9 protein-coding genes are annotated in these 10696 nt (G+C 69.2%); 1 reads left to right on the top strand and 8 read right to left on the bottom strand.

What is annotated here, in order from left to right:
• From OUY22_RS21695 to OUY22_RS21660, 8 genes are all read right to left on the bottom strand, one after another.
• Nucleotides 1-665: ROK family protein (locus tag OUY22_RS21695; RefSeq protein WP_270156909.1), on the bottom strand; the 665-nt coding region annotated here is incomplete at its 3' end.
• 631 nt (nucleotides 666-1296) lie between these two features.
• The gene (locus OUY22_RS21690) at nucleotides 1297-2532 is read right to left on the bottom strand and encodes an iron-containing alcohol dehydrogenase (protein ID WP_270156908.1); all 1236 of its coding nucleotides are present in this window, start codon (nucleotides 2530-2532) and stop codon (nucleotides 1297-1299) included.
• A 114-nt stretch (nucleotides 2533-2646) separates the two neighbouring features.
• On the bottom strand, nucleotides 2647-4107 hold the full coding sequence (locus OUY22_RS21685) for an NAD-dependent succinate-semialdehyde dehydrogenase (protein WP_270156907.1): 1461 nt from the start codon (nucleotides 4105-4107) through the stop codon (nucleotides 2647-2649).
• Between the two features lie 41 nt (nucleotides 4108-4148).
• Nucleotides 4149-5225 (bottom strand): ABC transporter ATP-binding protein, encoded by a 1077-nt coding sequence (locus OUY22_RS21680; protein WP_270156906.1) that lies wholly within the window; start codon nucleotides 5223-5225, stop codon nucleotides 4149-4151.
• Entirely contained in the window at nucleotides 5225-6292 is a 1068-nt protein-coding gene (locus tag OUY22_RS21675; protein ID WP_270156905.1) for an ABC transporter ATP-binding protein, read from the bottom strand. Before OUY22_RS21675 ends, OUY22_RS21680 begins: the two co-directional genes overlap by 1 nt.
• Nucleotides 6292-7203, bottom strand: a complete 912-nt coding sequence (locus OUY22_RS21670; RefSeq protein WP_270156904.1) for a carbohydrate ABC transporter permease — start codon at nucleotides 7201-7203, stop codon at nucleotides 6292-6294. The genes OUY22_RS21675 and OUY22_RS21670 overlap by 1 nt, the downstream gene beginning before the upstream one ends.
• The gene (locus OUY22_RS21665) at nucleotides 7203-8144 is read right to left on the bottom strand and encodes a carbohydrate ABC transporter permease (RefSeq protein WP_270156903.1); all 942 of its coding nucleotides are present in this window, start codon (nucleotides 8142-8144) and stop codon (nucleotides 7203-7205) included. Before OUY22_RS21665 ends, OUY22_RS21670 begins: the two co-directional genes overlap by 1 nt.
• A 14-nt stretch (nucleotides 8145-8158) precedes the next feature.
• Nucleotides 8159-9502 (bottom strand): extracellular solute-binding protein, encoded by a 1344-nt coding sequence (locus OUY22_RS21660; protein ID WP_270156902.1) that lies wholly within the window; start codon nucleotides 9500-9502, stop codon nucleotides 8159-8161.
• A gap of 385 nt (nucleotides 9503-9887) precedes the next feature.
• Here OUY22_RS21660 and OUY22_RS21655 point away from each other — a divergent pair, with 385 nt between their 5' ends.
• Nucleotides 9888-10631 (top strand): GntR family transcriptional regulator, encoded by a 744-nt coding sequence (locus OUY22_RS21655; RefSeq protein ID WP_270156901.1) that lies wholly within the window; start codon nucleotides 9888-9890, stop codon nucleotides 10629-10631.
• Nucleotides 10632-10696: the final 65 nt, after the last annotated feature.

Genomic DNA, 10696 nt, shown 5'->3' with positions numbered 1-10696 from the left:
AAGCCGAGAGTGGAGGCGACGGACCGGCACCGGGCGGCGGGAGCGGCCACCACGAGCCGTTGCAGCTGATCCTGCGCATGCGGCAGCAGCCACTGCGCCAGCGAGGCGAAGTAGCCGCCGATGACGATCACGCGCGGGTTGAACAGGTTGGCCAGGATCGAGCCGCCGAGCCCGAGCCACGTGCCGACCTGCGCCACCGCCGTCGTCATGCGCCGGTCGCCGGAGGCCAGGCCCCTGGCGAGGTCGGCCACCCGTTCGCCGGGGTCGGGCACCGGCATGCCGGGCAGCCCGTAGGCCTGCTCGGGCCTGGCCGCGCCGACGAGCGCGGCCAGGCCGACCTTGGTCTCCCAGCACCCGATGCGGCCGCAGCCGCACTGGGCGCCGTTCGGGTCCACCTGCAGATGCCCGACCTCGCCGGAGAATCCGTCCGCGCCGCGCAGGAGCTCGCCGCCCAGGATGATGCCGCCGCCGACCCCGACCTCGCCGGTGAGGTAGACCAGGTACGGCGTGCCGGCGGCGACGCCGGAGGTGTACTCGGCCAGCGCGGCGAGGTTCGCGTCGTTGTCCACCCGCACGGGCACGCGCAGCGCAGCGCGACCGCGCAGCGCGGCGGAACCCGCCGGCGGAGCGCCGCCCGAAGCACGGCTGGGCGGCTTGTACGTCATGGGTACCACCCGCCCCTTTGTTTATCTTTGAGATCAATTAATTGAGGTTGTAACACGCGAGTTTCGCATGCGCACCCCTCACATTCGTAACGAGTTGGCATCGCCGAAATCCCCGCATTTCAGCGGCCATTCCGGCGCCAGTTATCTGAAAGTTACATAGATCGCCACCGATTTCCCCTTGTGTCCTCAGAGGCCGGCCCCTTTAATTCGGCTAGCCAGGCGAGTCGCGGCGGCCCGCGAGAGCCACCGCGGACCAGGCCACCGCCGTGCCCTTCTCCCCCAGAACGTCCCGCCCGCCTGCTCGGCCGTCCGAGCCGCGGCGGCACCGTTGACGCCGACCTCGGTGCCACCGCGGCGGTGCCAACCAGTGCCATCAGGCGGGCGGGGCACGGCCCCAGACGCGGCTGGGACTTCGTGCCCACCGGCCGGGTTTCGGGCACCCACTCGTCATGGCACTGCGTGGAGCGAAGTGGGCCGGTGACCATTATGGCTTTTGTGGCCGCAGCGGGCCTGGTGGGGCACGCGGCCGTGACCCCTGCCGGAAAATCGGCGGCTCCTATTAAGGGGTAGCCGATAATTTCCGCTACCCGGGGAAGGGCAGCGAACTCGTCGTCCTCTTAAAGGCCCGTCACTATTTCTGCTCCGAAATCAGAACGTGCCGGGTTCGGTCCCCGAGCCAGGCCGCTTCGAGGATCGCGGTCAGGCTGGCGGTGTCGGTCGGGCCCGGATGGTTCTGGATCAAGCGGGTGACACCACTGGCCATCTCCGCGAAGCGCGGGAGGTCGGCGCGTGCCACGCCGATGTCCGCCAAGGTCGCAGGGATGCCGATCTCGGCCAGGAGCCCGTCGAGCCAGGTGAGGAACATGTCCGCGGCCTCGGCGTCCGAGGCGCCGGTCACCTCGAGCCCGCACACCTCGGCGAGGATGGCCAGCCGGTCGCCGATGGCATCCCTGGCCGCGTCCAGCGCGTAGGGCAGCAGCAGCCCGACGCCCAGGCCGTGCGGTGTGTGGGTGGCCGCGCCGATGGGGTACTGGAGGGCGTGCGGAGCCGCGTTGCCCGCATGGGAGAACGCGAGCCCGGCCAGCATGGACCCATAGGACATGTCCGCGCGCGCGTCCTTGTCGCCTCCGTCCCTGACGACATGGGGCAGGCTGCGGGCGATCCGCTCCGCGGCCAGGAGCGCGTAGTGATCGGTGATCGAGTTGCGGCCGAGGAAGACCCGCTCCACCGGGTCGCGCGGTCCGTGGGCCCGGGGCCGCGCGGTGTAGCTCTCCACCGCGTGACAGAACGCGTCGATGCCGGAGTGGGCGGTGACGGTCGCGGGGCAGGTGTAGGTGAGCTCGGGGTCGACGATGGCGAAGTCGGGCACGATGTGGACGCTGGAGACCCCCACCTTCAGCTCGCGGTCAGGGTCGGTCAACACCGAGACGGGCGTCAGCTCGGAGCCGGTGCCCGACGTCGTCGGGACCGCGACGAGAGGAATCGTCGGCCCCGGCACCTTCGACTCGCCGTAGAAGTCGCGCGGCGTCCCACCATGGCACCGGATGACACCGACGATCTTGGCGAGGTCGATCACCGTGCCACCGCCGATGGCGAGAATGACGTCGGCGTCCACGTCCGCGGCGACTGAGACGGCCAGGGCGACATCGGCGAGCGGCACGTCCGGGGTCGCGTCGGCGAACACCTCGACGGCTTCGACCTTCTCCCGCACGGTGGCCACGATCTCGGCCACGCCCGGCTGCCCCAGGAGAACCCGGTCGGTCACGACGAGGAGTCGCGAGCCGCACTCGGCCACCACTCGCGGGATGTTCTGCGCGACCCCTTCGCCCACGATCAGCTGGCGTGGTCCGCGGACGGTCTCAAGCATGTCGGTGCCTCTCTGGAACGTCGGCGGTGCTGTGCTGGACGGACGTCCAGGTCACCTGCGACACCGGGACGGCGATCGCGCCGGCGTCCCCGGGCGCCTGGAGCAGCGGGCCGGTCACGGCAGGTCGATCGCCGCGTAGGTGAGGTCGAGGTACTCATGGATGCCCTCGTGCGACCCCTCCTTGCCGATCCCGGACTGCTTCACGCCTCCGAACGGAGCTGACGGGTCCGAGATCAGACCACGGTTGACGCCGACCATCCCCGTCTCCAGCCCCTCGGCGAACCGGAGCGCCCGCTGGAGGTCACGGGTGAAGACGTATCCGACGAGGCCGTGCTCGGTGTCGTTGGCCTTCGCCATCACCTCGTCGTCGGACGTGAACGAGATGATCGGCGCCACCGGGCCGAAGATCTCCGTCTTCAGCAGCCGCGCGTCCTCGGGCACGTCGACGAGGACCGTAGGCGGGTAGAAGCAGCCCGGGCCGTCCGGACGCTCGCCGCCCACCAGGACACGGGCGCCGCGATCGACGGCGTCGGCGACGAGCTTGTCGATCTTGGTGACCGACGCCTCGTCGATCAACGCCCCGACGTCCACGCCGTCGTCGAGACCATGGCCCACCGAGAGCGCGCCCATCCGCTCGGCGAAGCGCGCCGTGAACTCCTCGCGTACCGGCTCCTCGACGTAGATGCGGTTGGCCGCGACGCAGGATTCCCCGATGTTGCGCATCTTGGCCACCATGGCGCCGTCGAGCGCGACGTCCAGGTCCGCGTCGGCGCACACGATCAAGGCCGCGTTGCCGCCCAGCTCCATGGAGGTGCGCAGCACGTTGTCCGCCGCCTGCCGGAGGAGCACGCGCCCGACCTCGGTCGACCCGGTGAACGAGAGCTTGCGGGTCCGGCGGTCGGCCAACAGCGCTGAGACCACCTCGCCGGCACGCTTGGTCGTCACGACGTTGACGACGCCCGGGGGGACTCCGGCCTCTTCCATGATGCGGGCCAGCAACAGCATGGTGAGTGGCGTCCGGGCCGCCGGCTTGGTGATCGTCGTGCAGCCCGCCGCCAGCGCAGGAGCGATCTTGCGGGCGCCCATGGCCAACGGAAAGTTCCAGGGCGTCACGAAGACGCACGGTCCGACCGGCTTCGGCACGGTGAGGATGCGATATCCACCAGCGGGAGCGGTGTTGTAGCGTCCCTCGACGCGCACCGCCTCCTCGGCGAACCAGCGGAAGAACCCGGCGCCGTAGGCCACCTCTCCCCTGGCCTCGGCGAGCGGCTTGCCCATCTCGAGCGTTATCAGCCGGGCGATCTCCTCGGATCGCTCGGTCAGTGCCCGGTACGTCGCGGTCAACAGTTCCGACCGTTCTCGCGGCGGGGTCGCCGCCCACGCCGCCCTCGCCGCGTCGGCCGCGTCCAGAGCGGCGAGCCCGTCGGCGACGCCGGCGTCCGCCACCTCGGCGATGGTCTTGCCCGTGGCCGGGTCCTCGACGGCGAAGGTGGCTCCGCCGGCGGCGTCGCGCCAGGCGTCGCCGATCCGGAGCCGCCGGTGCTCGGGGGCCAGGACATTCATCGGATCACTCATTGCGTCGCCTCCTGTGATGTTCCCGGTGCTGTCCGGCGTGACTACCGCCCGGCCTCGGACAGCGCCAGCCCGGTGCCCGCGTCGAACAGGTGCGCACGGTCCAGGTCGACCGTGACAAGCAGCCGCTCGCCCGGCGTACCGGTGACAGTGGCTCGTGCCTTGACCTTGAGGATCTCCGTCCCCACTCGGACGTCGACCACCGTCCGGTCGCCGAGCGGCTCAAGGCCGTAGAGCTCACCTGACAACGACGCGTCCCCACGCTGCTCCACGGACAGGTCCTCCGCGCGCAGGCCCAGCAGCAGCGGACGACCGTCCTCAGCCGTGGTCCAGCGGGGCCGCGGCAGCGTCCAGCCTTCCGCCCCGATCAGACGATCTCCCTCGGCGTGGCAGGGAAGCAGGCTGATCGGCGGGCTCCCCACGAATCCCGCGACCCACTGATTGGCCGGACGCTCGTACACCTCGGTCGGCGTTCCGACCTGTTGCACCTTCCCCTCCTTGAGCACCGCGACCTGGTCGGCCATGGACAGGGCCTCGACCTGGTCGTTGGTCACGTAGACGAAGGTCGCTCCGAGGCTCCGGTGGATGCGGGCGAGCTCGGTGCGCATCTCGACGCGGAGCTTGAGATCGAGGTTCGTCAGCGGCTCGTCCATGAGAAACGCGCGTGGGGTACGTACCAGCGCCCGGGCCAGGGCGACACGCTGCATCTCGCCGCCCGACAACTGCGCCGGACGGCGCTGCAGCAGGCGTTCGATGTGCAGCAGGCCCGAGATCCGCTCGACGGCGGCGGCGATCTCGCTCGCGGAACGGCGGCGTGCCCGCAGCGGCGACGCGATGTTCTCGTACGCCGTGTGCCGCGGGTAGAGGGCGTAGTTCTGGAAGACCATGGCCAGGTCGCGCGCGGCCGGGGTGTCACCGGTCGCGTCCCTCCCGTCCAGACGCACCGACCCGGCGTCAAGCTTCTCCAGGCCGGCGATCGCTCGCAGGGTCGTCGTCTTGCCCGCCCCGGAGGGGCCGAGCACGACGAAGAACGATCCCTCCGGCACGTCCAGCGTCACCCCGTCCAGGGCCTGGACCTTGCCGAAGGACTTGCGCAGCCCGTGCACCGCCACGGTTCCCATCAGGCCACCAGCTCTTCCGTGCTCACGTCGTAGACCGCCGGGGTCCCGCCGAGGTGCCGCAGCCCGACCGGCGCGTCGGCGGCGAACCGGACGGTCGGTGGCATCCGGACCCGTACGTCCCGCCGGCCGCCGTGGTCGACCACGTAGATGATCTCGTCGCCGAGCCACTCCGCCGAGATCAGGCGGGCCGGGACCGAACGTTCCGCCCCTGGTTCTGTGACTTCCAGCGCCTCCGGCCGGACGCCCGCGACCAGGCGACGGTCGCGCGGCAGGCCCGGCGGTGGCGTGAAGACCAGTCCGTCCTTGCTGCGCAGCTTCCCGTCGGCCACCTCCACCTCGATCAGGTTCATCGGCGGGGAGCCGATGAACGCGGCGCAGAAGAGACTCGCCGGACGGTCGTAGACTTCCAGCGGCGTGCCGATCTGCTCGACCCGGCCCTTGTTGAGTATGGCGATTCTGTGACCGAGCGACATGGCCTCGACCTGGTCGTGGGTGACGTAGACCATGGTCGTCCCCAGCTCCCCCTGCAGGTGCTTGATCTCCGTGCGCATGTCCGCCCTCAGCTCCGCGTCCAGGTTGGTGAGAGGTTCGTCCATGAGGAACGCGCGCGGCCGTCGCACCAGGGCGCGGGCGAGCGCGACGCGCTGCTGCTCCCCGCCGGACAGCCGGCGCGGCCGCCGGTCCAGGAGCGGACCGAGCCGCATCAGCCGGGCGGCCTCGTCGACCCGCTCGCGTACCTCCGCCCTGGGCAGTCCCTCGGCCCGCAGGGGGAACGCCAAATTGTCGCGGGTTCTCAGATGCGGGTAGAGAGCGTAGAACTGGAACACCATGGCGATGTCGCGCTCGGCGGGCGGCAGGTCGTTGACCAGCGTGTCGCCGATGCGGATGTCACCCGTCGTCTGCCTCTCCAGGCCGGCTATGGCCCGCAGCGTGGTCGTCTTGCCGCAGCCCGAAGGGCCGAGCATCACGAACAGCTCGCCGTCGCGGACGGACAGGTCCACGTGATCGACCGCGACCGTCCCGTCCGGGTAGCGCTTGTGCAGGGCGGTCACCTCGATGCCCGCCATCAGCGTCGCACCGCCCCGAGCGTCACACCGGCGACGAGGTGCCTGCGCACCAGGTAGGCGAAGACGAGCACCGGCAGGGCGAACACCACGGAGGCGGCGGCCACCAGACCCCAGTCCACGGTGGTTCCGCCGATGAGGCCGGCGATGGCGGGCGGGGCCGTCCGCACGCTGTCGCTGGAGGTGAGGAAGATGGCGAACACGAACTCGTTCCACGAGAAGATGAGGGCGAAGACCGCCGTCGCGGCGATGCCGGGCAGGAGCAGGGGAAGAGTGAATCGCCAGAACGCCTGCAAGCGGGTGTAGCCGTCGAGCATGGCGGCGTCCTCGTACTCCGCGGGCACCTCGTCGACGAACCCCTTCATCATCCAGATCGTGAACGGGATGTTGAACGCGGCGTAGATGAGGATCAGGCCGAGCTTGGTGTCGATGAGCCCGACCTGGCGGTACATGAGAAAGATCGGGATCACGACCACCACGGGCGGCATGAAGCGGGTGGACAGGATGAAGAACAGCTGGTCCTTCTTGGCCTTCACGGCGAAGCGTGAGTAGGCCCAGGCCGCCGGGACCCCCAGCACGGTGGCCAGCGCCGTGGAGGCCCCGGCGACCACGACGGAGTTGAGGAACGAGTCGGACAAGGTCGAGCGACCGCCGCCGGAGGCGACGAACACGTCCTTGAAATGGTCCATGGTGACCTTGAAGTCGAAGAACTTGGCCGGGATGGCGTAGACGTCCCGGTTCTCCTTGATGGACGTCTCGATCATCCACAGCGCCGGGAAGAGCATCACGGCGGCCAGCACGGTCAGCAGCGCGACCTCCAGCACGGCGCGGCCCCGGCCGCCGAAGCGGCGCGCGCGGGGCGTGCGGTCCCGGGCAGGACGTGTGCCCACGGCCTCGTCGACGGAGACTGCCATCAGTCCTCCTTGAGCTTGTTCAGGTAGCGCAGGTAGAGCTGCGTGAGGACGATGACGACGAGGACCATCAAGATCCCGTACGCCGAGGCGGTTCCGGTGTTGAAGCCCAGGAACGCGACCTTGTAGACGTGGAACGACAACGTCTCGGTGGAGACCCCCGGGCCTCCGCTGGTGAGGATGTAGACGAGGTCGAACAGCCGGAAGGCCTCGATGGCCCTGAACAGCACGGCGATGAGGAGCAGCGGCCACACCAGCGGAAGGGTGATGGTGCGGAACCGGAACCACTCGGACGCCCGATCGATCGAGGCGGCCTCGTACAGGTACGTGGGAACCGCGGTGAGGCCCGCGAGCGCGATGAGCATGATGAACGGCGTCCATTGCCAGGTGTCGACCAGGATCAGGGAGATCAGTGCCGTTCGCTGCCCGGTGAGCCACTCCACCTGCCCCAGGCCGAGCGAGCCGAGCATGCTGTTGATCACTCCGAACTGCGCGTCGAGCATGAAGCGCCAGAACAGCCCGACCACGACCGGCGACAGCATCATCGGGACCAGGAACAGAGTGGTCAGCAGTCCTCGCCCGTGTGTGCGCCGTGAGATCAGGTAGGCGATGGCGAATCCGAGCACGGTCTGCAGGGTGACCGCGCCGACCACGTAGACCAAGGTCGTCAGGGCCCTCTGGTGGACCTGCGGCGACGTCAGGATGGCGGTGTAGTTCTCGAACCAGAGGAACTGGGCGGGCCCACCGCGGGTGGCCGAGTAGTCGGTGAAGGACAGGTACAACGCCCACAGCAACGGGAACACCGACATGGCGAGCAACAGCAGCAGCGCGGGAGAGGTGAAGGCCACGGCGAGCCCGCGGTCGCTCAGGCGGCGGGACCGGCGGGACCGGCCCGGTGCGGGCGGCGTCGCGGACGCCACCTGCCCGGGGTGGTCGGTCGTCAAGGGGGCGGGGTCACTCACAGTCCGCCGCCGCCCTTGCCGCTGCTGGAGTCGAGCACGCTCTGCTGCTCCTTGGCGATGTCGTCGAGCGCCTCCTTCGGCGTCTTCGCGCCGTTGAGAGCCGCGTTCACGTTGGTGTTCTCAATGTCGACGAGGCGCGCGTACTCCGGCACATTCCACATGTCCCGCATCCGCGGCACCGAGTCGGTGTACACCTGGTTGAACGGCGCGGCATCGAGGAACTCCGGCGACTCCAGGGCGTCCGTACGCGAGGGCACACCACCGGCCGCGGCCCACTTCTTCTGGATGTCGGCCTGCTCGAACCACTTCATGAAGTTCAGGGCCTCCGCCTGGTTCGCCTCGGGGGAATAGGCCGACACGTGCATCCCCATGCCGCCGAGGGGCACCAGGTTCGTCTTCTGGCTCGGCAGGGCGGCGAAACCCAGCTTGTCGAGAATCTCCTCCCGCGTGGCGCCGAGCGTCGACTGCTTCGGGTCGAGCAGGCCGCCGCTCGCGGCGATCCAGTTGAACGCGATGCAGGCCTTGCCCTGGGCGACCGCCGCGTTCACCTCGTCGATGAACCAGTTGCCGGAGCCCTTGGCGGTCAGCGGCTTCATCTTGTTGACCAGGACGTCCATCGCCTCCTGGCCCGCGGCGTCGTTGAGGACGCCGTCGATCTTGCGCGTCCTGGGGTTCCACAGGTTGCCGCCGTAGACGCCGTTGACCGTGTTGTAGGTGACGGCCGCGGCGTCGGAGCCGTTGGCCTGGTGGAAAGCCAGCCCGCTGACGCCGGGGTTGTCCGCCTGGCACTTCTCGGCGACTGAGATCATCTCGTCCCAGGTCTGCGGTGGCTTGTCACCGATCAGGTCCTTACGGTAGATCATCGTCCAGGTGTCGCCGAGCAGCGGCAGTCCGTACAGGCTGGCGTTCTCGTCGCGCTTCCCGGTCTCCGCCTGGGGGAACTGGCCGTAGGCCGCCAGGAGGTACGGGTTGTAGGCCTTGACGTCGATGTTCTTCTTGACGAAGTCGGTGATGTCCAGGATGTTGCCGTTCGTCACGGCCTCGCCGATGTGTTGCGAGTCCAGGATCGGGATGTCGAAGTCGGTCTTGTGCGCGGCGAACTGGGTGAACATCGCGTCGTGCCAGTTCGCGTTCGGCACGGTCTTGACCTTGACGGTCACGTTCGGCCGCTCCTTGGCGTACTCCGCGTTCGCGAAGGCTTCCAGCGCGTGGGCGGGGGGCCAGTCGAACCAGATGAAGCTGAGGGTCAGCGGATCCTTGGTGAGCTCCGGGATGGTCGCCGGCGCCTTGGGGGCGCTGTCGTTCTGGCCGCCGCCGCAGGCCGCCGCGGTCGTGGCCACTAATAGGGCCGCCGCCGCCAGCCCCGCCTTTCGGCCGGGAACGGACAGTCGTCCTCTTCGCTGGGGATACCGCATCTTCTTGCCTGCTTTCTGGGCGGGGACTTCTGGAGCCTTGCTGCGTGCTTCGCCGAGCGGTTGCCGGCTTGTTCAGGCGTGTCGCCGGCTGTCGCAGGGGCTGACCCGCAGACCGGCGTCATGAGTACGCCGCGACGTGAAGGGACTTCGAACAGTCGGCGGAGCGATGGCGGACGGTTCCCCGATGAGTGAGGGACGGCTGGCATCCGTCACCTTTCCTATACGATCCGATGGGGAGCGTCAACATCCCGCAGGATGGCGACCGATGTCGACAGGTTCCCGAACACGCAAGAAAGGACCTCACGTCACGATGGACGACGAAGCGGTGACCGCGCGGCCCCATGAGGCCATGACGGGCGGAACGCCGCCGGGGAGATCTCGCGGCCGGCTCGCCGACGAGGTGTACGACGCGCTGCTCGGACAGATGATGTCGCTACGCATAGAGCCTGGCTCCCGCGTCACGATCGATGCCCTGGCACGGGAGCTGGGGGTCTCGCAGACGCCGATCCGAGACGCTCTGAACCGCATGGAGGCCGAGGGCCTGGTCGTGCGGGTGCCCCATGCCGGCTATCGCATTCCTCCCCAGATCACCCGTCACCGATTCGAGGACATGCTCGAGGTCCGCCTGCTCCTCGAGCCGGCGGCGGCGCGCAGATCCGCCGAACGCGCGTCCCCGGAGCAGGTGGCCGGCATGCGACGCATGCTGGAGGACATGGCCGAACTGGAGGGGGGCAAGGGCCCCACGGCCTATGGCGCCTTCGGGCTGCGCGACGCCGCTTTTCACGACCTCGTCGCCCTGAGCGCGGAGAACCAGGTCATCCGCGAGGCGCTCGCCCGCCTGCACACGCACGTGCACCTGTTCCGGCTGCACCGCGACGCCCAGGTCACTCACTTGGCCATGGCCGAGCACGAAGGGGTCCTGGCCGCGATCGCCGCGCGTGACCCCGACGCCGCCGCCTACGCCATGCGCCGGCACATCCTGCGGTCCGGCGAGCGGTTCCGGCGGCTGTTCGACGAGGCGGAGGCCGCGGAGGGAATGGCGGAAAAGGGTTGACGGGCGGACCGGGCCGGTAAATGCTAACTCAATCCGATCGGATCGGATTGGATCCCTCACCCGCC

It is taken from the genome of Nonomuraea corallina (assembly GCF_027620315.1).
GTDB classification, from domain to species: domain Bacteria; phylum Actinomycetota; class Actinomycetes; order Streptosporangiales; family Streptosporangiaceae; genus Nonomuraea; species Nonomuraea corallina.
This window is presented reverse-complemented; position numbering and strand designations above follow the sequence as displayed.